The 21,277-nt window shown below is 73.9% G+C and carries 24 protein-coding genes; 18 read left to right on the top strand and 6 right to left on the bottom strand.

The window, feature by feature from the left end:
- Positions 1-72: 72 nt before the first annotated feature.
- Positions 73-882 (bottom strand): enoyl-CoA hydratase-related protein, encoded by an 810-nt coding sequence (locus ACGFI9_RS33005; RefSeq protein WP_393184298.1) that lies wholly within the window; start codon positions 880-882, stop codon positions 73-75.
- A gap of 19 nt (positions 883-901) precedes the next feature.
- On the opposite strand from ACGFI9_RS33005, the gene hemW reads away from it, so the two are divergent.
- A complete protein-coding gene (hemW, locus tag ACGFI9_RS33000; RefSeq protein ID WP_393184296.1) occupies positions 902-2,125 on the top strand; it encodes a radical SAM family heme chaperone HemW in 1,224 nt (407 codons plus the stop codon).
- A 38-nt stretch (positions 2,126-2,163) separates the two neighbouring features.
- Here hemW and ACGFI9_RS32995 read toward each other — a convergent pair whose 3' ends face one another.
- Positions 2,164-2,823 (bottom strand): DUF4870 domain-containing protein, encoded by a 660-nt coding sequence (locus tag ACGFI9_RS32995; protein ID WP_393184294.1) that lies wholly within the window; start codon positions 2,821-2,823, stop codon positions 2,164-2,166.
- Between the two features lie 228 nt (positions 2,824-3,051).
- On the opposite strand from ACGFI9_RS32995, the gene hrcA reads away from it, so the two are divergent.
- The 3 genes from hrcA (at position 3,052) to ACGFI9_RS32980 (ending at position 6,028) form a co-directional block, all read left to right on the top strand.
- Positions 3,052-4,074: a heat-inducible transcriptional repressor HrcA gene (gene hrcA, locus ACGFI9_RS32990; protein WP_393184292.1), complete on the top strand. Its 1,023-nt coding sequence runs from the start codon at positions 3,052-3,054 to the stop codon at positions 4,072-4,074.
- 75 nt (positions 4,075-4,149) lie between these two features.
- Complete coding sequence (gene dnaJ, locus ACGFI9_RS32985) at positions 4,150-5,292, top strand: molecular chaperone DnaJ (protein WP_393184290.1); 1,143 nt, start codon at positions 4,150-4,152, stop codon at positions 5,290-5,292.
- Position 5,293: 1 nt separating this feature from the next.
- The gene (locus ACGFI9_RS32980) at positions 5,294-6,028 is read left to right on the top strand and encodes a 16S rRNA (uracil(1498)-N(3))-methyltransferase (protein WP_393184288.1); all 735 of its coding nucleotides are present in this window, start codon (positions 5,294-5,296) and stop codon (positions 6,026-6,028) included.
- 748 nt (positions 6,029-6,776) lie between these two features.
- Here the strand turns inward: ACGFI9_RS32980 and ACGFI9_RS32975 are convergent.
- The gene (locus ACGFI9_RS32975) at positions 6,777-7,538 is read right to left on the bottom strand and encodes an SDR family NAD(P)-dependent oxidoreductase (protein ID WP_393184286.1); all 762 of its coding nucleotides are present in this window, start codon (positions 7,536-7,538) and stop codon (positions 6,777-6,779) included.
- Between the two features lie 45 nt (positions 7,539-7,583).
- On the opposite strand from ACGFI9_RS32975, the gene ACGFI9_RS32970 reads away from it, so the two are divergent.
- The 8 genes from ACGFI9_RS32970 (at position 7,584) to ACGFI9_RS32935 (ending at position 14,976) form a co-directional block, all read left to right on the top strand.
- Positions 7,584-7,934: a histidine triad nucleotide-binding protein gene (locus ACGFI9_RS32970; protein ID WP_393184285.1), complete on the top strand. Its 351-nt coding sequence runs from the start codon at positions 7,584-7,586 to the stop codon at positions 7,932-7,934.
- Between the two features lie 21 nt (positions 7,935-7,955).
- A complete protein-coding gene (locus tag ACGFI9_RS32965) occupies positions 7,956-9,332 on the top strand; it encodes a serine hydrolase domain-containing protein (RefSeq protein ID WP_393184283.1) in 1,377 nt (458 codons plus the stop codon).
- Between the two features lie 130 nt (positions 9,333-9,462).
- Positions 9,463-10,521: a PhoH family protein gene (locus ACGFI9_RS32960; protein ID WP_393184282.1), complete on the top strand. Its 1,059-nt coding sequence runs from the start codon at positions 9,463-9,465 to the stop codon at positions 10,519-10,521.
- 17 nt (positions 10,522-10,538) lie between these two features.
- Complete coding sequence (gene ybeY / locus ACGFI9_RS32955; protein WP_302762477.1) at positions 10,539-11,012, top strand: rRNA maturation RNase YbeY; 474 nt, start codon at positions 10,539-10,541, stop codon at positions 11,010-11,012.
- Positions 10,988-12,400 (top strand): hemolysin family protein, encoded by a 1,413-nt coding sequence (locus ACGFI9_RS32950; RefSeq protein ID WP_393184397.1) that lies wholly within the window; start codon positions 10,988-10,990, stop codon positions 12,398-12,400. Before ybeY ends, ACGFI9_RS32950 begins: the two co-directional genes overlap by 25 nt.
- Positions 12,393-12,779 (top strand): cytidine deaminase, encoded by a 387-nt coding sequence (locus ACGFI9_RS32945; protein WP_393184279.1) that lies wholly within the window; start codon positions 12,393-12,395, stop codon positions 12,777-12,779. Before ACGFI9_RS32950 ends, ACGFI9_RS32945 begins: the two co-directional genes overlap by 8 nt.
- The gene (era, locus tag ACGFI9_RS32940; RefSeq protein WP_393184278.1) at positions 12,776-13,684 is read left to right on the top strand and encodes a GTPase Era; all 909 of its coding nucleotides are present in this window, start codon (positions 12,776-12,778) and stop codon (positions 13,682-13,684) included. Before ACGFI9_RS32945 ends, era begins: the two co-directional genes overlap by 4 nt.
- A gap of 191 nt (positions 13,685-13,875) precedes the next feature.
- Positions 13,876-14,976: an acyltransferase gene (locus ACGFI9_RS32935; protein ID WP_393184276.1), complete on the top strand. Its 1,101-nt coding sequence runs from the start codon at positions 13,876-13,878 to the stop codon at positions 14,974-14,976.
- Here the strand turns inward: ACGFI9_RS32935 and ACGFI9_RS32930 are convergent.
- Entirely contained in the window at positions 14,963-15,742 is a 780-nt protein-coding gene (locus ACGFI9_RS32930; RefSeq protein ID WP_393184274.1) for a DUF4097 domain-containing protein, read from the bottom strand. The genes ACGFI9_RS32935 and ACGFI9_RS32930 overlap by 14 nt on opposite strands.
- Before the next feature lie 102 nt (positions 15,743-15,844).
- Between ACGFI9_RS32930 and recO the strand changes: the two genes are divergently transcribed.
- The 5 genes from recO to ACGFI9_RS32905 all read left to right on the top strand — a co-directional run bounded on the left by recO (position 15,845) and on the right by ACGFI9_RS32905 (position 18,906).
- Positions 15,845-16,693 carry a DNA repair protein RecO gene (recO, locus tag ACGFI9_RS32925; RefSeq protein ID WP_393184272.1) on the top strand — a complete coding sequence of 283 codons (849 nt, stop codon included), beginning with the start codon at positions 15,845-15,847 and terminating at the stop codon, positions 16,691-16,693.
- A gap of 53 nt (positions 16,694-16,746) precedes the next feature.
- On the top strand, positions 16,747-17,523 hold the full coding sequence (locus ACGFI9_RS32920; protein WP_393184396.1) for an isoprenyl transferase: 777 nt from the start codon (positions 16,747-16,749) through the stop codon (positions 17,521-17,523).
- Between the two features lie 68 nt (positions 17,524-17,591).
- On the top strand, positions 17,592-17,777 hold the full coding sequence (locus ACGFI9_RS32915; RefSeq protein ID WP_393184271.1) for a hypothetical protein: 186 nt from the start codon (positions 17,592-17,594) through the stop codon (positions 17,775-17,777).
- Positions 17,778-17,917: 140 nt separating this feature from the next.
- On the top strand, positions 17,918-18,142 hold the full coding sequence (locus ACGFI9_RS32910) for a thioredoxin reductase (protein ID WP_393184269.1): 225 nt from the start codon (positions 17,918-17,920) through the stop codon (positions 18,140-18,142).
- Complete coding sequence (locus ACGFI9_RS32905) at positions 18,139-18,906, top strand: pirin family protein (protein ID WP_393184267.1); 768 nt, start codon at positions 18,139-18,141, stop codon at positions 18,904-18,906. Before ACGFI9_RS32910 ends, ACGFI9_RS32905 begins: the two co-directional genes overlap by 4 nt.
- 3 nt (positions 18,907-18,909) lie before the next feature.
- On the opposite strand, the gene gndA is transcribed toward ACGFI9_RS32905, so the two are convergent.
- Entirely contained in the window at positions 18,910-20,352 is a 1,443-nt protein-coding gene (gene gndA / locus ACGFI9_RS32900) for an NADP-dependent phosphogluconate dehydrogenase (RefSeq protein ID WP_393184265.1), read from the bottom strand.
- Between the two features lie 94 nt (positions 20,353-20,446).
- The gene (locus ACGFI9_RS32895; RefSeq protein ID WP_393184263.1) at positions 20,447-20,779 is read right to left on the bottom strand and encodes an MTH1187 family thiamine-binding protein; all 333 of its coding nucleotides are present in this window, start codon (positions 20,777-20,779) and stop codon (positions 20,447-20,449) included.
- A gap of 245 nt (positions 20,780-21,024) precedes the next feature.
- Between ACGFI9_RS32895 and ACGFI9_RS32890 the strand changes: the two genes are divergently transcribed.
- Positions 21,025-21,270, top strand: coding sequence for a hypothetical protein (locus ACGFI9_RS32890; RefSeq protein WP_393184261.1), 246 nt, complete (start codon positions 21,025-21,027; stop codon positions 21,268-21,270).
- The last annotated feature ends 7 nt before the right edge of the window (positions 21,271-21,277 follow it).

The following is a 21,277-nucleotide window of genomic DNA, read 5'->3' as shown; positions in this document are numbered from 1 at the left end:
TCGGGTCGGCCGACCGGGTGCCTCCCGCTCCGTCACCGCCCCGCCACGCCCCGGAGGCCCGGATGCTCGCTCCTAGCTCGCCCCCTCTGCCGGACCGCCCTCGGGAGCGGGCACCCATCGTGCCAATCGTTTCTCGCGGAACGCGAGCACGCCCTCCCGGCCCTCGTCGGAGAGGAAGTACCCGGTGGAGAGCGTGGCCAACTCGGCGATCTCCGCCCGCAGGTCGGTGGCCGCCGGCCGGCGCAGCAGCTCCTTGGTCCCGGCGAGAGCCCCCGGCGCGCCCTTCACCAGCGAGACGCAGTAGCGCTCCACCGCCGCGTCCAACCCGTTCGCCGGCAGCGCCGCGGTGACCAGGCCGATCTCGGCGGCCCGCCGGCCGTCGAAGGTGTCCCCGGTCAGGTACAGCTCGGCGGCGGCCCGCGGGAGCAGTCGCGGCAGCACGGTCGCCGAGATCACCGCCGGGATCACCCCGATCCGCACCTCCGTGAAGGCGAACGTCGCCTCCTCGGCGCAGACCGCCAGGTCGGCCGCCGCGATCAGGCCCAGGCCGCCGGCCCGCGCCGGCCCGGCCACCTTCGCCAGCACCGGCTTCGGGCACTCCCGGACCGCGACCAGCACGTCGCCGAGCATCCCGGCGGGCACCGTCCCGCTGGCGTACGCGGCGGCGGTCTCCTTCAGGTCCGCCCCCGAGCAGAAGACCGGGCCGGTGTGGTCCAGCACGATCACCCGGACCTCGTCGTCGGCGACCGCGGCGGCCAGCCCGGCCAGCAGCTCGGTCATCAGCGGCGTGGAAAGCGCGTTGCGGTTGTGCGGGCTGTCCAGGGTGAGGGTGGTCACCCCACGGGCCGTGGCGACCCGCACGAGAGCGTCCGGAGAGGTCATGCCGGGCACACTAGTGGCCATGCCCGGCGCTCTTCCAGAAGGCGAATCCGTCCCGCGCGACGGATCGCTGCCCGCTGCCGCCCGCCGCGCCGTCGGCGCGCGCGGCTTCGGGGTGTACGTGCACGTGCCGTTCTGCGCCAGCCGCTGCGGCTACTGCGACTTCAACACGTACACCGCCGCCGAGCTGGGCGGCGGGGCCAGCCGCGAGACGTACGCCGACACGGTGCTGGCCGAGCTGGCGCTGGCCGGGCGGGTGCTGGGCGACAGCCCGCCGCCCCGGGTGGACACCGTCTTCGTGGGTGGCGGCACGCCCACCCTGCTGCCCGCCGACGACCTGGCCCGGATCCTGGACGGAATCGACCGCACCTGGGGGCTGGCCGCCGACGTCGAGGTGACCACGGAGGCCAACCCGGAGTCGGTCACCCCGGAGTCGCTGAAGGCGCTGCGGGCGGCCGGCTACACCCGGATCTCGCTGGGCATGCAGTCCGCCGCGCCCGGGGTGCTGGCGATCCTCGACCGGAAGCACAGCGCCGGGCGGGCCACCGCCGCCGCGCGGGAGGCCCGGGACGCCGGCTTCGACCACGTGAACCTGGACCTGATCTACGGCACGCCCGGGGAGCGCGCGGAGGACTTCGCCGCCTCGCTGGACCAGGTGGTCGCGGCGGGTGTGGACCACGTCAGCGCGTACGCCCTGATCGTGGAGGACGGCACCCGGCTGGCCGCACGGATGCGCCGGGGCGAGCTGCCGTACCCCTCGGACGACGTGGCGGCGGACCGCTATCTGGCCGCGGAGGCGGCCCTCGGCGCGGCCGGCTTCTCCTGGTACGAGGTCTCCAACTGGGCCCGCTCCGAGGCGGCCCGGTGCCGGCACAACCTGCTCTACTGGACCGGCGCCGACTGGTGGGGCCTCGGCCCCGGGGCGCACAGCCACGTCGGCGGGGTGCGCTGGTGGAACGTCAAGCACCCCAGCACGTACGCCCAGCGCCTGGCGGCGGGGGAGTCACCCGGCCTGGCCCGGGAGGTGCTCACCCCGGCGGAGGCGCACATGGAGGACGTGATGCTGCGGGTGCGGCTCGCCTCCGGCCTGCCCCTGGACGTGTTGGACGAGGCGGGGCGGGCGGCGGCCGGCCGCGCCCTGGCCGACGGCCTGCTGGACGCCGACGGGTACGCGGCCGGCCGGGCGGTGCTCACCCTGCGCGGCCGGCTGCTGGCCGACGCGGTGGTCCGCGACCTGCTGCCCTGACCGTGACCCGGCCGGCCCACCGGCCGGCCGGGCCCGGCTCACTTGATCAGGCTGGCGGACATCGGGTAGCGGTAGAGCTGCCCCTCGTTGGCCTTCACCCCGGCGAGGATGCCGAAGACGATCCCGACGATCATCGCGCCGAAGCCGATCACGATGCCGATCAGGATGCAGGCCAGGATCCAGCCGACCAGCGCGATGATCGACCAGATGAGCTGGAAGTTCAGCGCGGCGATCGCGTGCGCGCGGACGGTCGGCGACTGGTTGCCGCGGGCGAGCAGCGCGATGAGCGGGGCCACCCAGCCCAGCACGCCGCCGCCGATGAACATGCCGGCCGCGCCGCCGAAGTGGGCCACCAGTGCCCACGTCTTGTCGTCGTTGTTGGCGTAGCCGGCGGGCGGGCCGTACGAGCCGCCGGTCGGGTACCCGACACCCGGCGGGGGATAGCCGCCCGGCGGGGGGTAGCCGCCCGGCGGGGGGTAGCCACCAGGGGGCGGGTAGCCGCCTGACGGCGGCTGGCCGCCGGAGGGCGGCGGATAGCCACCGGGCGGGGGATAGCCGCCCCCGCCCGGATCCCCGGACAGTGGTGCGGTGGGGGGCTCGTCCGCCGACGACGAGCCGTGCGGGGCCGACGGCGGGGTCGCCTCCGGCGGCTGGGCGCCGGGGTCCCCCGCTCCGGGAGGGCGAGGAGGTTCAGTCATGGACGTCACGGTAGGTCCCGTTCGCAAGGGCGCACCAGAGCGACACCGCCCGCGATGTCCGGCTGAACGGCTCTGGCGGAGTGTGCGCGGGGCCGCACCGGGGGTCCGTCGCTGATCATCGCGTCGGCGGGCACGCCGACGTAGACTGGCACTCGCTACAGTCGAGTGCCAGACGCCCGGCAGCCAGCGGGTGCCGGTGGGTCGAGGTGCGTCAGGGAGGTGGGGGAGATGGGTCTCGACGACCGCAAGCTCGCCGTGCTGCGCGCGATCGTCGAGGACTACGTCGCCACGCAGGAGCCGGTGGGCAGCAAGGCCCTCGTCGAGCGCCACCAGTTGGGCGTCTCCCCGGCGACCGTGCGCAACGACATGGCGGTGCTGGAGGAGGAGGGCTACATCCGGCAGCCGCACACCAGCGCCGGCCGGGTGCCCACCGACCGCGGCTACCGGCTCTTCGTCGACCGGCTCTCCCGGGTCAAGCCGCTCAGCCCCGCCGAGCGCCGAGCCATCGAGCGCTTCCTGGTCGGCGCGGTCGACCTGGACGACGTGGTGCACCGGACGGTCCGGCTGCTGGCCCAGCTCACCCGCCAGGTCGCCGTTGTGCAGTACCCGAGCCTGGCCCGCTCCAAGGTGCGCCACCTGGAGTTGGTGCCGATCTCCACCACCCGGCTGATGGTCGTGATGATCGCCGACACCGGCCGGGTCGAGCAGCGGCTGGTGGAGATGCCCGGGCCGATCCCCGCGGACGACGTCACCGACCTGCGCCGCCTGGTCAACGAGAAGCTGGTCGGCACCCGGCTGTCGGATACCCCGCCCCTGGTCCAGGCGCTGGTCGACGAGGCGTCCCCAGAGCTGCGCCCAGCCATGGCCACGCTCTCCAGCGTGCTGCTGGAGACGCTGGTCGAGCGGCACGAGGAACGTATCGCGCTGGCCGGCACGGCCAACCTCACCCGGGGCGGCCTGCTCGACTTCCAGGGCTCGCTGCGCCCGATCCTCGAGGCGCTCGAGGAGGAGGTCGTGCTGCTCAAACTGATCGGCGAGGCCGAGCCGAGCACCACCCGGGTGCTGATCGGCGACGAGAACGAGATCGACAACCTGCGCGCCGCCTCGGTGGTGAGCACCGGGTACGGCCCGGGCAGCACCATCGTCGGCGGGCTCGGGGTGCTCGGGCCGACCCGGATGGACTACCCCGGCACCATCGCCACGGTGAGGGCCGTGGCACGCTACGTGGGCGAACTGCTGGCCCAGAACTGACCAGTCAGGGCCGACGGCCGGCCTGCGGCCGACGACCGGCGCAACGCGAGACGAAACACGAGGACACCGAACGCAGTGGCCAGGGACTACTACGGCATTCTCGGCGTGAGCCGGGACGCCTCCGACGACGAGATCAAGCGCGCCTACCGCAAGCTGGCGCGGCAGTTCCACCCGGACGTGAATCCGGACCCGGAGGCACAGGAGAAGTTCAAGGACATCAACGCCGCGTACGAGGTCCTCTCGGACGACCGGAAACGGCAGATCGTCGACCTGGGCGGCGACCCGCTCGCCCCGGGCGGCGGGGGCGCCGGGCCGGGCGGTCCGGGCGGGGCCGGCCCGTTCGTCGGCTTCCAGGACATCATGGACGCGTTCTTCGGCGGCGCGGCCGGTGGCTCGCGCGGGCCGCGCCCGCGTACCCGGCCGGGCGCCGACGCGATCCTGCGGCTGGAGCTGGACCTCAACGAGACCGCGTTCGGCGTCGAGGCGCCGATCGCCGTGGACACGGCGGTGCTCTGCACCACCTGCTCCGGCGCGGGCACCGCGGCCGGCACCCACCTGGCCACCTGTGAGGCGTGCGGCGGGCGGGGCGAGGTGCAGTCGGTGCAGCGGACCTTCCTCGGCCAGGTGGTCTCCGCCCGGCCGTGCACGGTCTGCCAGGGCTACGGCACCACCATCCCGCACCCCTGCCCGACCTGCGCCGGCGACGGCCGGGTGCGTACCCGCCGCTCGCTCACCGTCAAGATCCCGGCCGGCGTCGAGGACGGCATGCGGATCCGGCTGGCCCAGCAGGGCGAGGTCGGGCCGGGCGGCGGCACCGCCGGCGACCTCTACGTGGAGATCCACGAGCGGCCGCACGACGTCTACTCCCGCAAGGGCGACGACCTGCACTGCCGGGTCACCGTGCCGATGACCGCCGCCGCGCTCGGCACCCGGCTGACCATCAAGACGCTGGACAGCGAGGAGACGGTCGACGTCAAGCCCGGCACCCAGCCCGGCAGCACGCTGCGGCTGCGCGCCCGGGGCGTACCGCACCTGCGCGGCACCGGCAGGGGTGACCTCTACGTCCACCTGGACGTGCGTACCCCGACCAAGCTCGACGCCGACCAGGAGCGGATGCTGCGCGAGTTCGCCAAGACCCGGGGCGAGGAGGTCGCCGAGCTGACCAAGCAGGGCGGCTTCTTCTCCCGGATGCGCGACGCCTTCAACGGGCACGCCTGAGGTGTCCGCGCCGCTGTTCCTGGTCGACGCGCTGCCGACCGGCGACACGCTGACGCTGGACGGCCCGGAGGGGCACCACGCGGCCACCGTGCAGCGGCTGCGCGTCGGTGAGGAGCTGCTGCTGGCCGACGGCCGGGGCGGCACGGCCGCCGCGGTGGTCGCCGCCGTCGGCCGTGGCACCCTCGACCTGCGGGTCACCTCGCGGGGGTACGTCGACGCGTCCGTCCCCCGGCTCGTGGTGGTGCAGGGCATCGCCAAGGGCGACCGGGGCGAACTGGCCGTGCAGGCGATGACCGAGGTCGGGGTGGACGAGATCGTCCCCTGGTCGGCGTCCCGCTCGGTGGTGCAGTGGCGCGGCGAGCGGGGCGTACGGGCCCGGGAGAAGTGGGCGGCCACCGCCCGCGAGGCCGCCAAGCAGGCCCGCCGGGCCTGGCTCCCGGTGGTGGCCGGTACGCCCGACGAGTCCACCACCACTGTCGCGCGCCGGATCGCCGGGGCGGCCGCGGCGTTCGTGCTGCACGAGGAGGCGCAGGAGCGCCTCACCACCGCCGAGCTGCCGGAGACCGGCGAGATCGTGCTGGTGGTCGGCCCGGAGGGTGGCATCGCCCCGCCCGAGCTGACCGCGTTCCAGCAGGCCGGCGCCCGCACGATCCGCCTCGGCCCTGCGGTCCTGCGCACCTCCACAGCCGGCGTGGCCGCGCTCAGCGTCCTCGCCACCCGCCTGTCCCGCTGGTGACCGGCCAGGTCCCCGGTCGACCCTGAGCTCACCGGCGCCGCGCCGCGCGGTCGGGCCCGCCTGCCGCCCGGCGGCCGATGTCCGTCACCGCCTCTGCCGGCGGCCGTCCGTCCAGCCCGAGCTGTACTGTCCGCCCCCCGCCCGTCCTCGTCCCCCACCCGGCCCCGGCCCCGGCCCCGGCCCCGGCCCCGGCCCCGGCCCCGGCCCCGGCCCCGGCCCCGGCCCCGGCCCCGGCCTTGGCCCCGGCCCCGGCCCCGGCCTTGGCCCCGGCCCCGGCCGGGCCTTGGCCTCGGCTCCGGCCCCGGCCCTGGCCGGGCCTTGGCCTTGGCCTTGGCCTCGGCCCGTCCTCGGCCTCGGCCCGTCCTCGACCCCGGTCCTGGCCCGTCCCCGCCTGTCCCCGGCACGGTGCCGTCCGCGCCCGTTCCGGCGTTGGTCGGCGTGTCGCGGTGACCCATCACCTTCGTTGAGAGCGATATGCCTCAGAGGCATAAATATGCCTCTGAGGCATATCGCTTTCCAATCTTGTGTCTTGTCAGGCAGGGCGGGGTTTCGGCCCGGCCGACGGCACCGGCGCCGGCCCGGTCCGAGCCGAGCCGGTCCGAGCCGAGCCGGTCCGAGCCGGCCCGGTCCGAGCCGGCCCGGTCCGAGCCGGCCCGGTCCGAGCCGGCCCGGGCCGAGCTGGGCCGGGCTGGGCCGGGCCGAGCTGAGCTGGGCCCGGTCGGGTGGAGGGCGGCCTGTGGCTGCGGGGTCAGCTGCGCAGGTAGGAGGCGCCGTTGAGGTCGACGATGGTGCCGGAGGCCCACTCCGCCTGCGGACTGGCCAGCCAGTGGACGGCGGCGGCGATCTCCTCGGGGCGGGCCACCCGGTTGAACGGGGACTGGGCCCGGATCGCATGGCCCCGCTCGCCGCTGAGGTGCGTGGTGGTCATGTCGGTCTCGACGAAGCCGGGCGCGACCGTCGCCACCGCGATGCCGTAGGGCGCCAGGGCTAGCGCCAGGGACTGCCCGAGGGCGTTCAGTCCCGCCTTGCTCGCCCCGTACGCGGGCTGTTCCGGCTCGCCCCGGAAGGCGCCCCGGGACGACACGTTGACGATCCGCCCGCCCCGTCCGCGCATGTGCTGGGCGGCGCACCAGGTGACGTTGGCGGCGCCCGTCAGGTTCGTCTCCAGCACCAGCCGCCACTGTTCGCGCCACTGCTCGTACGTGTTCCCGAAGACCGGGTGCGGGAGGTCCCGCGGGCCGTACACGCCGGCGTTGTTGACCAGGATGTCCAGGCCGCCGAGCCGGTCGGCGGCCTCGTCGACCATGGCCCGGACCGCGTCCGGGTCGGCCAGGTCAGCCCGGACCACCACGTGCCCGTCGCCGGGCAGTTCCGCCCGCAGCGCCTCGGCCAGCTCCGCCGAGTCCCGGTGGTGGATGGCCACCCGGTCCCCGCCCGCCGCGAACGCCCGCGCCACCGCGCGGCCGATGCCGCGCGAGGCCCCCGTCACCAGTACCGCCCGAGAAGTCACGCGGCACATCATGCCGGACCGCGACTGCGGCACTACCATGCCCCGATGGGAACCGACTGCCTGTTCTGCCGGATCGTCGCGGGTGAGATCCCGGCCACCATCGTGCGCGAGACCGCCACCACCCTCGCCTTCCGGGACATCAACCCCAAGGCGCCCGTCCACGTGCTGGTGATCCCCAAGGAGCACTACGCGGACGTGGCCACCCTCGCCGAGGCCGACCCGGGGCTGGCCGGCGAGGTGCTCGCCACCGCCGCCGTGGTGGCCGAGGAGGAGGGGCTGACCGGCGACGGCTTCCGACTGATGTTCAACACCGGACCGTACGGCGGCCAGGAGGTCTTCCACGCGCACGCGCACCTGCTGGGCGGCGCCCCGCTCGGTCCGATGCTCTGCCGCTGAGGCGGTCCCTAGACTGCACCCATGATCACGGTGCATGACCGGCTCGCCCGGATGGTGCGGCAGGCGCAGGCCCAGGGCCGGATCCCGGCGGTCTCGGTGGCCCTGCACCGGGCCGACCGGCCGCTCTGGACCTGCGCGGTCGGCGGGACCGGCAACGACAGCCCCCTCGACGCGGAGACGATGTTCCGGATCGGCTCGGTCACCAAGACCTTCACCTCGGTGCTGGTCATGCAGTGCCGGGACGACGGGCTGCTCGACCTGGACGACCCGATCGGCCGGCACCTCGACCTGCCGGCGCACGGCGAGCTGACCGTACGCCGGCTGCTGTCGCACACCGCGGGCCTGCAGCGGGAGCCGCACGGCGATGTCTGGGACACCCTGCGCGCCCCCGCCGTGGCGGAGCTGCTCGCCGATCTGGAGCGGGTGGAACGGGTGCTGCCGACGGGGCGGCGCTACCACTACTCCAACCTCGGCATGGCGCTCCTCGGCGAGCTGGTCGCCCGGCTGCGCGGCGGCACCTGGGCGGAGGTGCTCGCCGACCGGGTGCTCGCCCCGCTCGGGCTGACCGCCACCAGCCCGACCCCAGGGGAGCGGGCGGCGACCGGGTTCCTGGTCGACGCGTACTCCGACGAGGCGCACCCGGAGCCGCCGACCGACTTCGGCGGGGTGGCCCCGGCCGCGCAGCTCTGGAGCACCGCCCCGGACATGGCGCGCTGGGCGGCCTTCCTGGCCGACCCGGCCGCGCTCGACCCGGCCGGCGCGGTGCTCGCCCCCGGCACTCTGGACGAGATGCGCTGGCCGCTGACCACCACCGACGAGACCCTCTGGGGGGCGGGCTTCGGGCTCGGCCTGATCCTGGTGCCACAGCCGGGACGGGTGATGCACGTGGGGCACGACGGGGCCATGCCCGGTTTCCTGGCCGCCGTCTACGGCCGGCGTGGCGGGGACGGCACGGCCGGCGCGATGGGCTGCGCGGTGCTCGGCTCATCGGGCACCGGCGTGGAGGTTTTCGACCTTTCGCACCGCTTGCTCGCCGCCGCCGCCGAGCACGACCCGGCCGAGATCGAGCCGTGGCGGCCCGGCCCGCCCGCCCCGGAGCACCTGCGCGGCGTGCTGGGCCGTTGGTGGGGCGAGGGCTTCGAGTACGTCTTCTCCTGGCACGACGGGACGCTGCGGGCCCGGGGCGCGGACGACCCGGCCGGCCGGCCGCCGGCGGTGTTCGCGCCGCTGCCGGACCGCCCGGACGTGTTCCGGACCGTGTCCGGCCGGGAGGTGGGCGAGCTGCTCCGGCTGACCCGCGACGAGCGCGGGGCGGTGGTCCGGATGCACTGGGCCACCTACCGCTTCAGCCGGCACCAGGAGACCTTCGAGGGGTACGACTTCCGCACCGGCAGTTGACCTTCGACCACTGGAAATGGGCGCGGTGCGGTGGGTGTTGAACCGATACGATGGATGTCACGTCCGCCGCGCCAGCAGGGCCCGGCGCCGAGATCGAGAGCAGGTGGCGTAGGGCCCGACGGCCCGATCTATGACCGGCACCCCACCTCCCGGCCCGCCCCGGGTGCAGACCAGGATCACGGTCCCCGACCAGAAGATCATGGTGAATCTGCTCGGCGCGGGCGACGAGATCCTCCGTCTCGTCGAACGCTCGGTCAACAGTGACGTCCACGTGCGGGGCAACGAGATCACCATCACCGGCGCGCCCGCGGACAACGCCCTCGCCGAGCGTCTCTTCAGCGAGCTGCTCGAACTCATCGAGAAAGGCGAGACCCTGACCACTGACGCCGTACGGCGTACCGTCGGCATGCTCGAGCAGGGGAGCACCGAGCGGCCCGCCGAGGTCCTGACCCTCAACATCCTCTCCCGGCGGGGCCGCACCATCCGTCCCAAGACGCTCGGCCAGAAGCGCTACGTCGACGCGATCGACGCGCACACGATCGTCTTCGGGATCGGTCCCGCCGGCACCGGCAAGACCTACCTGGCCATGGCGAAGGCCGTCCAGGCGCTCCAGGCCAAGCAGGTCAACCGGATCATCCTCACCCGGCCGGCGGTCGAGGCGGGGGAGCGGCTGGGCTTCCTGCCCGGCACCCTGAACGAGAAGATCGACCCCTACCTGCGGCCGCTCTACGACGCGCTGCACGACATGCTCGACCCGGAGTCCATCCCGAAGCTGATGGCCGCCGGCACCATCGAGGTGGCGCCGCTGGCGTACATGCGAGGCCGTACGCTCAACGACGCGTTCATCATCCTCGACGAGGCGCAGAACACCACGCCCGAGCAGATGAAGATGTTCCTCACCCGGCTCGGCTTCGGTTCCAAGATCGTGGTCACCGGTGACGTCACCCAGGTGGACCTTCCCGGCGGGACGACCAGCGGCCTGCGGGTGGTCCGGGAGATCCTGAGCAACGTCGAGGACGTGCACTTCGCCCAGCTCTCCAGCTCGGACGTGGTCCGCCACAAGCTGGTGGGCGAGATCGTCGACGCGTACGCCCGCTGGGACGCCGAGCGGGAGAACCAGCAGGCGCAGAGCGTGCACGCCGTGCCGGGGCGGACCGCCCAGGGCGGCCGAGCCGGCCGGCGCCGCTAACCACCAGAGGAAGACAGTTGTCCATCGAGATCGCCAACGAGTCGGGTGTCGAGGTCGACACCGACGCCGTGCTCGCCGTCGCCCGGCACGCCCTCGACGAGATGGGGGTCAACCCCCTCGCCGAGCTCTCCATCCTGCTGGTCGACATCGACTACATGTCCGAGCTGAACCACCGCTGGATGGGCGGCGACGGCCCGACCGACGTGCTCGCCTTCCCCATGGACGAGGGCAGCGTCGACCACGGCCCGGGCGAGAGCAGCCCGGCCGGCGGTGAGCCGGCCCTGCTCGGCGACATCGTGCTCTGCCCGGAGGTGGCGGCCAAGCAGGCGGCCACCGCCGGTCACTCGACCGCCGACGAGCTGCACCTGCTCACCGTGCACGGCGTGCTGCACCTGCTCGGCTACGACCACGCCGAGCCCGAGGAGGAGCGGGAGATGTTCGGTCTCCAGGCCCGACTGCTGGCCAGCTGGCGGTCGACCCGGTCGAAGTGATGGCTACCTTGGCGGCCGGCGGCGCGCCCGCCGGCCTGCCCGATCTCCAACTCATCGCCTTCGCGGCGGGGCTGGTGGTGCTCGCCGGTCTCATCGCGATGACCGAGGCGGCGCTGGCCGCCGTCTCCCCGGCCCGCGCCGCCGAGCTGGCCCGGGACGGGGTGCGCGGCGCGCGTACCCTCCAGGCCGTCGCCGGTGACGTGGTGCGCCACCTCAACCTCCTGCTCCTGGTCCGGCTGCTGGCCGAGCTGACCGCCACCACGCTGGTCGCGCTGGTGGCGGTGGACAGCTTCGGCGCCGGCTGGCGGGCCGCCCTGGTCACCGCCGGGGCGATGACCGTGGTCAGCTTCGTGGTGGTCGGTGTCGCGCCGCGCACGATCGGCCGGCAGCACGCGTACGCGGTCGGCCGGGCGGTCGCCCCGCTGGTGCGCTGGCTGGGCCGGGCGCTGAATCCGCTCGCCTCGCTGCTGATCCTGATCGGCAACGCGGTCACCCCGGGCAAGGGCTTCCGGGAGGGTCCGTTCGCCACCCAGGTGGAGCTGCGCGAGCTGGTCGACCTGGCCGAGCAGCGCGGCGTCGTGGAGCACGGCGAACGGCAGATGATCCACTCGGTCTTCGCCCTCGGCGACACCATCGCCCGGGAGGTGATGGTGCCGCGTACCGAGATGGTGTGGATCGAGGAGCGCAAGACGCTCGCCCAGGCGCTCGCGCTCTTCCTGCGCTCCGGGTTCTCCCGCATCCCGGTGATCGGCGAGAGCGTGGACGACGTGCTCGGCGTGCTCTACCTCAAGGACCTGATCCGGCGTACCCAGGGCGGCGACCCGCGGACCGCGCAGCTGCCGGTCTCCGAGCTGATGCGTCCGGCGACCTTCGTGCCGGAGTCCAAGCCGGTCGACGACCTGCTCTCCGAGATGCAGGCGGCCCGCAACCACCTGGTCATCGTCGTGGACGAGTACGGCGGCACGGGCGGCCTGGTCACCATCGAGGACATCCTGGAGGAGATCGTCGGTGAGATCACCGACGAGTACGATGTCGAGCGCCCGCCGGTCGAGCGCCTGGCGGACGGGGCGGTCCGGGTGACCGCCCGACTGCCGGTGGAGAATCTGGGCGAGCTGTTCGACACCGAGCTCCCCACCGACGAGGTGGAGACGGTCGGCGGTCTGCTCGCCCAGTCGCTCGGCCGGGTGCCGATTCCCGGCGCCGCGGCCGAGGTGGCCGGGCTCCGGCTGATCGCCGAGGGCACTACCGGCCGGCGCAACCGGATCGACACCGTGCTGGTGAGCCGGGTCGCGCCGAGCGACGCGTCCGACAGCGCGGGGCGCGGCGAGCACGCCGATTCCCGCGGCAACCACAACCGTTCCGAGGAGAGGCAGCCCGCCGATGCCTGAGACTTCCGCCGTGCCGGCCGCCCGGCCCACCCCGTCCGACCCGGCCGAGCTGAGCGCCGAGGACGCCAAGCTGGTCGTCCTGGCCCGGGGTGCGCGTGGCCGGGTGGGCGCCGTGGAGGGCGCGGCGGTCCGCGACCAGGACGGCCGGACGTACGCGGCGGCCAGCGTCGCGCTGCCCTCGCTGACGCTGACCGCGCTCCAGCTCGCGGTCGCCTCGGCGGTCGCCGCCGGGGCCACCCGGCTGGAGGCGGCGGTGGTGGTGACCGAGGCGTCGACGCTGGACGGCGCGGGGCACGCCGCCGTCCGGGACCTCGCCGCCGACGCGCCGATCCACCTGGCCGCGCCGGACGGCGCCGTCCTCGGCACGGTGGTCGAGTGACCGGGGTACGCGACCCGGAACAGCCGCGTCCGTACCGTGCCGGGTTCGCCTGTTTCGTCGGGCGGCCGAACGCGGGCAAGTCGACGCTGACCAACGCGATCGTCGGCACCAAGATCGCGATCACCTCGAACAAGCCGCAGACCACCCGGCACGTCATCCGCGCGGTGCTGCACCGGCCCGAGTCGCAGCTCGTCCTGGTCGACACCCCCGGCCTGCACCGGCCCCGGACGCTGCTCGGGGAACGCCTCAACGACCTGGTCCGGGAGACCTGGAGCGAGGTCGACGTGATCGGCCTCTGCATCCCGGCGAACGAGCCGATCGGGCGGGGCGACCGGTTCATCACGGGCGAGCTGGCCAACCTCAAGGCGACCGTGCTGGCCGTGGTCACCAAGACCGACCTGGTGGACCGGAAGCGGCTGGCCGAGCAGCTGGTCGCGGTCAGCGAGCTGGCCGACTTCGCCGACGTGGTGCCGGTGAGCGCGGTCTCCGGGCATCAGGTGGACACGCTGGTCGACGTGATGACCGGCTACCTGCCCGAGTCGCCGCAGCTCTACCCGGACGACATGCTGACCGACGACCCCGAGCAGGTGCTCGTCGCCGAGCTGATCCGCGAGGCGGCCCTGGAGGGGGTCCGGGACGAGCTGCCGCACTCCATCGCCGTGGTGGTGGAGGAGATGATCGCGGAGGGCAACCTCACCAGGATCTACGCCGACGTGTACGTCGAGCGGCCCAGCCAGAAGGCGATCGTGATCGGTCACCGGGGCAGCCGGCTCAAGGAGGTCGGCACCACCGCGCGGCGGCAGATCGAGGAGCTGCTCGGCAGTCGGATCTACCTCGACCTGCACGTACGCGTCGCCAAGGACTGGCAGCGCGACCCGAAGCAGCTGCGCAAGCTCGGCTTCTGACGGCGTACGCCCGATCGCCGGCCCGGACGACCGGGCCGGCGATCGCTGTTTCCGGGGTCCCGACCCGGCCGGTCCGGATCGGTCGATTTTATGGGAAGTTTCACTTTTGACCCCGCCCCGTTGATCGTTTCCCCGGGCCGAGCCGGAGGGTAGGGAACCGTTGATCCCGCCCCCGGCACCGATGCAGGCTGATGCGAAACCGATACCTGGACCTGCTCCGCTTCCTGGCCATCGTTCGAGTCGTCGTCTATCACGTCACCGGTCATGCCGCGCTCACGCTGGTGTTCCCCGCGATGTCGGTGATGTTCGCGCTCGCCGGCTCGCTGATGGCCGCGTCGCTGGACCGGACCGGGGTGCCGGCCGTCGCGCGCCGGCTGCGTCGGCTGCTGCCGTCGCTCTGGGTGCTCGCCGCGGTCTTCGTACCGGCGATGCTGTTCACCGGGCTGCCGCTCACCCCGAAGGTGCTGCTCTGGCTCTTTCCGGTCGGCGACCCGCCGGCCAACCACTGGGGCGGGCTGGGGCTGAGCCCGATCTGGTACCTGCGGGACTACCTGTGGTTCGTGCTGGCCTCGCCGCTGGTCCTGTGGCTGTTCCGCCGTACGCCGCTGCCCATCCTGCTCGCCCCGTACGCGCTGCTCGCCACGATCGAGTTCGGCATCTTTCCGGACGCCCCGACCGTGCTGCGCGAGTTCGGCCTGTACTTCGGCGCCTGGCTGCTGGGCTTCGCCCACCACGACGGGTTGCTCCGCCGGATGAGCAACCGGGCTCTCGTCCCCACCGCGCTCGCCCTCGGCACCGCCGGCCTGGCCTGGATCTTCACCCACCCCGGGCCGCGCGGCTACGACCTGAACGACATCCACCTCGGCAACGCGCTCTGGTCGGCGGCGTTCATCCTGGTCGCGATCGGCCGCGCCCCGGCCGGGGCACCCTGGGTCGACCGCTACCCGCTGGTCGGCCGGGCGGTCACCCTGCTGAACCGGCGCGCGCTGACCGTCTACCTGTGGCACATGCCGTTCGTGGTGGCGCTCACCCCACTGGTCGGCCTGGTCGGCTGGACGCCGCGTGACCCGGTCGGCCTGGCCGTCCGGGTGGTGCTGGTGTTCGCGCTGGTCGGGGTGGTCACCCTGCTCGTCGGTTGGCTGGAGGACCTGGCGGCCCGGCGTAGGCCGGAGCTGCTTCCCGGCCGGCCCCGGACGACCGTGGCGGACCGCGCGGCGGCCGCCCCGGCCAGCCCCGCCCCCGCCGGCGCGGAGACCGAACTGGCGACGGGCATCCGGGTCAGCGGCGGGTGAGGGTGACGTTGCCGCTGCTGGCGGTCACGTCCAGGACCAGCGAGGCGGTCGGGTCGTTCGGCACGCCGAGGTCGGTGTCGCCGGCGTCGGCGCCCGCCCGTACCTGGTACCGGCCGTCCGGCACGGTCAGCTCGACGTCACCGCTGGCGGCGCGCAACCGGGCCGAGGCCGGCTTGTCCAGCTCCACGGTGACGTTGCCCGAGGCGGCCTCCGCGTCCACGCCGGCGAGGAGCCGGCGCGCGTCGATGTTGCCGGAGGTGGCGCGCAGGCGGACCGCGCCGGCCGCGTCCAGCACCTCGATGTTGCCGGAGCTGGTGGTGGCGCGGACGTCGCCGCGTGCACCGGTCACGCTCACGTTGCCGGAGTGGAGCGTGAAGTCCACCGTGCCGACGCCGTGCAGTTCGACGTTCCCGGAGCCGGTCTCACCGCGTACCGCCACGCCCTCCGGGGCGATCACCTCGTAGGAGACGGTGCACTGGGGGCCGCAGTCGGTGGGCAGCACCAGCTCGTCGCCGTTGAACTCGTACCGGGTGGTGGGCTGCTCGCCCTGGTAGCGGACCACCCGCTTGATGCGTACCTGGGTGGCCGAGCCGGTGGCGCGGACGGTGACGTCCCCGGCGCCGCCCGGTTGCACGGTGATCCGGGTGATCTTCACCGCCTCGGTGTTGTCGAAGTCGAGCCGACGGAACGACAGGGTGTCACACCCGGCGAGGAGGATCAGGGTGGCGGCCGCCGCGGTGGCGACGACGGTCCGGTGCAGAGCCATGGCCAGCACGCTACGGCCGCGCGCCGGGCGCGCACATCCGGGTTTGTCCGCCCGTCCACCCCGAACCGACCCTGAGATCGCACCCCGAGGGAGAATGACCGGATGGCCGGGTACCGCCGACAGCTCTACCGCGACGACGCGGTGGTGCTGCGCGTGCAGAAGCTGGGCGAGTCCGACCGGATCATCACCCTGCTCACCCGCCGGCACGGCCGGCTGCGCGCGGTGGCCCGGGGCGTCCGCCGCACCACCAGCCGGTTCGGCGCCCGGCTGGAGCCGTTCGGGCACGTCGACCTCCAGCTCGCCGGCGACCCCAAGGGCAACCAGGGCAGCTCGCTGCACACCATCAGCCAGGTCGAGGGGATCGACCTGTACGGCAAGCGGTTCCTCGGCGACTACCCCCGCTACACGGCGGCCAGCGCGATCGCCGAGACCGCGGAACGGCTCACCCCGGTCGAGCGGGAGCCGTCCCTGCGCCTGTTCCAGCTCACCCTCGGCGCGCTGAAGTCGCTGGCCCGCGGCGAGCACGCCACCACGCTGGTGCTCGACGCGTACCTGCTGCGTGGGATGGCCTTCGCCGGCTGGGCGCCGGCACTGACCGCCTGCGCGGTCTGCGGCACCCCGGGGAAGCACCGGGCGTTCTCCGTGCCGGCCGGGGGCGCCGTCTGCCCGGACTGCCGCCCGCCCGGCGCCGCCCACCCCGCCCCGGCCACCATCGACCTGATGTCCGCGCTGACCACCGGCGACTGGGGGTACGCCGACGCCACCGAGACCGGCGTACGCCGGGAGTGCAGCGGCCTGGTCGCGGCGCACCTCCAGTGGCACCTGGAGCGCGCGCTACGCTCGCTGCCGCTGGTCGACCGGGGTGCCCCGGCGCCCGGCGCGGTCCCGCCGCCCGGCGGCGCGGGGCCGGGTGTGGTCCCGCCGACGCCGGGGCCGCCGCCGCTGGTGTGAACAGGGAGAAGACTTCAGTGATCCGATCGACGAGGGCCGTCCGGCGCGAGCCGGTGCCACCGACTCCGCACCCGTCGGGTGCCCGGCCACCGGCCCTGCCGGCCGAGGCGCTGCCGAAGCACATCGCCGTGGTCATGGACGGCAACGGCCGCTGGGCCAAGGAGCGCGGCCTGCCCCGCACCAAGGGTCACGAGCAGGGGGAGCACAGCCTCTTCGACACCATCGAGGGCGCGATCGAGCTGGGCATCCCCTACCTGTCGGCGTACGCCTTCTCCACCGAGAACTGGCGGCGCTCGCCGGACGAGGTCCGCTTCCTGATGGGCTTCAACCGGGACGTCATCCGTCGCCGCCGGGACCAGCTCGTCGACCTGGGCGTCCGGGTGGTCTGGTCCGGCCGGGCCGGGCGGCTCTGGAAGAGCGTGATCTCCGAGCTGCAGACCGCCGAGGAGATGTCCCGGGGCAACTCGACGCTGACCCTCCAGTTCTGCGTCAACTACGGCGGGCAGGCGGAGATCGCCGACGCCGCCGCCGCGATCGCCCGCGACGTGGCGGCCGGGAAGCTCGACCCGGGCAAGGTCACCGAGAAGACCATCCAGAAGTACCTCTACCACCCGGAGGTCCCCGAGGTGGACCTCTTCCTGCGCCCCTCCGGCGAGCAGCGCACCTCGAACTTCCTGCTCTGGCAGAGCGCGTACGCCGAGCTGGTCTTCCTCGACACCCTGTGGCCGGACTTCGACCGCCGCCACCTCTGGTACGCCTGCGAGCTGTACGCGCAGCGGGACCGGCGGTTCGGCGGCGCGCTGCCCAACCCGGTGGCCCCGGGAGCCTGAGGGCACGCTTACCGACGCGCGGCGCTGGGTACCAATCGGGACAGCAGCCGAACGCGGAGGTGAACCACATGATTCAGAAGCGGATCGCGCAGTGGGCGGTCATGGCGGTCGCCGTGCCGCTGGCGGCGGCCGGCGCGCGCCGGCTCAGCCACTCGCTGGAGGCCCGTCGCGGCCCGAGCGGGGTGAGCCGACTGCTCGCCAAGGGCGCCGACATGCTCCGGCCGCAGAAGGCCAAGCGCCGTCGGTTCTTCTGAGCTCCACGGCCCGTCGCAGCGTCGTGGCGGGCCTTCTCCGCGGGCGCCCCGCATCCGGTTTTCCGGCCGGGAGCGGGGCGCCCGCGCGTACGATCGGCGCAGGGCGCGCCGCCGGGACGCGCCGGCCACGGGGGTGGAGGATGGCCGATCTCCGGTACAAGATGATCATGGCGTTGAACGCGGCGGACCTGGGCAGCCCGATCTGCGAGCAGGTCGCCGAGATCTGCGCGGAGATCGCCGAGCAGCACTGCGCCGAGCTGGGTCACGCGCCCGCCGTACGCTCCGGCGAGATCGCCGAGCTGGGGGCCACCGGCGAACCGGCGCTGACCTGGGCGCCCGCCGAGACCGGGCAGCGTGCCTGGTGACGGCGATCGCCCCCACTCCCCAGGTGGACGTCCGCCGGGCCGGGGACCGGTTCCGGACCCGGCTCTCCTGGCTCGACTCCCGGCACTCGTTCTCCTTCTCCCGCCACTACGATCCGGCCAACATCCACCACGGGCTGCTGCTGGTCAACAACGACGACGTGGTGCACCCGGGCACCGGCTTCGAGACCCACCCGCACCAGGACATGGAGATCGTCACCTGGGTGCTGCGCGGCTCCCTCGTCCACCAGGACTCCACCGGCCACGCCGGGGTCATCTATCCCGGGCTGGCCCAGCGGATGAGCGCCGGCACCGGCATCCTGCACTCGGAGAAGAACGACTCCTGGCGGCTGGAGGGCGGCGCCCCGCACGACGCCCCCGTCCACTTCGTCCAGATGTGGGTGCTCCCGGACGAGGAGGGGATCGACCCGGGCTACGAGCAGTTGGAGATCGGCGACGAGTTGCTCCGCGGCGGCCTGATCCCGGTCGCCTCCGGCATGGACCGGTACGACGGCGCTTCCGCGATCCGGATCCGCAACCGGTACGCCACCCTGCACGCCGCCCGGCTCGCCCCCGGCGACGAGGTGAACCTGCCGGACGCGCCCTTCCTGCACCTCTACGTCCCCAGCGGTGCGGTGACCCTGGAGGGCACCGGCCGCCTCGACGAGGGGGACGCGGCCCGGATCACGATGTCCGGGGGCCAGCGGGTGGCCGCCACCGAGCCGGCGGAGATCCTGGTCTGGGAGATGCACGCCACCCTCGCCTGAGCCTCACGCCTCCACTTCGGACCGGTCTCCGGCCCACCGCGTGTGGAACGTGCCGTCCCGGTCCACCCGGTGGTAGGTGTGCGCGCCGAAGTTGTCCCGCAGTCCCTGGATCAGCGCGGCCGGCAGCCGCTCGGCGCGGAGCGCGTCGAAGTAGGCCAGCGACGACGAGAAGGCCGGGGTCGGCACGCCCGCCCGGGCCGCGTCGGCCACCACCCGGCGCCAGGCCGGCACCCCGGCGTTGACCCGCTCGGCGAACCACGGGGCCACCAGCAGCGTGGCCAGTTCCGGCTCGGCGTCGTACGCCTCCCGGATCCGGTCGAGGAAGCGGGCCCGGATGATGCAGCCGCCCCGCCAGATGGTGGCGGTGCCGCCCAGGTCGATGCCCCAGTCGTACTCCCGACTGCCGGCGCGGATGTGATCGAAGCCCTGCGCGTACGCGACGATCTTGCTGGCCAGCAGCGCGCGCCGGACGTCCTCGACGAAGGTCTCCCGGTCGTCGACGTGCCACTTCTCGCCCGCGTCGGGGAAGGCGCGGCGGGCGGCGGCCCGCTGGTCGGCGTGCCCGGACAGCGACCGGGCGAAGGTGGCCTCGGCGATGCCGGTGATCGGGATGCCCAGGTCCAGCGCGCTCTGCACGGTCCAGCGGCCGGTGCCCTTCTGCTCCGCCTGGTCGAGCACCACGTCGACGAAGGGCCGGCCGGTCGCCGCGTCGGTGTGCCCGAGCACGTCCGCGGTGATCTCGATGAGGAAGGACTCCAGCTCGCCGCCGTTCCACTCCCGGAAGATCTCCGCGATCTCCGCCGGGCTCGCCGACAGCCCGGCCCGCAGCAGGTCGTACGCCTCGGCGATGAGCTGCATGTCGGCGTACTCGATGCCGTTGTGGACCATCTTCACGAAGTGGCCGGCGCCGTCCGGGCCGATGTGCCGGCAGCACGGCGTGCCCTCCACCTGCGCGGCGATCTTCTCGAAGATCGGGCCGAGCTTCCGGTAGGACTCCGCCGAGCCGCCCGGCATGATGCTCGGGCCGTGCAGCGCGCCCTCCTCGCCGCCGGACACCCCGGTGCCGACGAAGTGCAGCCCGTGCCCGCGCAACGCCTCCTCGCGGCGGCGGGTGTCGGCGAAGTGCGCGTTGCCGCAGTCGACCACGATGTCCCCCTCCTCCAGCAGGGGGATCAGCTCGTCGATCACCGCGTCGGTGGGGGCGCCGGCCTTCACCATGACGATCACCGCGCGGGGGCGCTCCAGCGAGGCGACGAAGTCGGCCATCGACTCGGACGGCACGAAGGCGCCCTCGTCGCCGTGCTCGGCGACCAGGCTGCGGGTGCGTTCCGGCGAACGGTTGTGCACCGCCACGGTGAACCCGTTGCGGGCCAGGTTCCGGGCCAGGTTGCGGCCCATCACCGCCAGACCGGTCACCCCGATCTGTGCCGTCGCCTGCTGTGCCATGCGTACCGCCACCTCTCGTCGGTTGCCCGTCCTGCGACCGTATCGCGGTCTTCGCGGGCCCGGGTGGGGACGTCGACGGCGGGTGAGCGTGGTGTCACTCCTGGACGGGCGGCATCGTGGCGGTCGGGCCCGTGCCCTCGGCCAGCCGGGCCTCGACGTGGGCGACCTTGGCGGTCATCGCGTCGGTGACCCCGGGGCGGAGGTCGGCCTTGAGCACCAGGCTGACCCGGGGCGCCTGCGCCGCGACCGTGTCCACGGCGCGCTTCACCACCGCCATCACCTCGTCCCACTCGCCCTCGACGGTGGTGAACATGGCGTCGGTCCGGTTGGGCAGTCCGGATTCGCGGACCACCCGGACGGCGTCGGCGACCAGGTCGCCCACAGACTCACCCACGCCGAGCGGGGTGATCGAGAACGCGATCAGCATGTCGTCGATCGTGCCAGTAAATCGGGTGCGGGGCGGGCGGGCGGCGGGTTAGCCTGCTGGCATGCGTAACTGACGCCCTTCCGCCGAGCCCGGTCCACCGCCGTACGCCGTGGACCCGTCCTGCTCCGGGCGTCCGCATCCTCCCCGCCGCCGTCGCTCGCGGTGTCTGTCGTGGTCGGACCCACCGGAGCTCGCCCGCTCGCCGCGCCGGAACCGGCGCGCCCCGACAGCCAGGAGGTTCGCGTATGCCCGCCAAGCGCAGTCCGAAGAAGTCCCGCAAGCCGTCGCCGTCCCTGGCGGACGTGACCCCGACGGATCTCGACACCCTCGCCGTGGCGCCGGTGGCCGGCTCGGTGGCGCTGCCGACGCCGGCCGGTGCCACGCCACCCGCGCCGCCGAAGGCCGGCCCGCCGGCCGGGCGCGGCGCCCGCCTCGCCGGGCGCAGCCAGCGCGCCGGCCAGGCCCGGTTCTACGCGTTCCGGCGCAGCTGACCGGACC

Origin of the sequence: Micromonospora sp. NPDC048930, assembly GCF_043197935.1 — a bacterium.
In the GTDB taxonomy this organism is placed as follows: domain Bacteria; phylum Actinomycetota; class Actinomycetes; order Mycobacteriales; family Micromonosporaceae; genus Micromonospora.
This window is presented reverse-complemented; position numbering and strand designations above follow the sequence as displayed.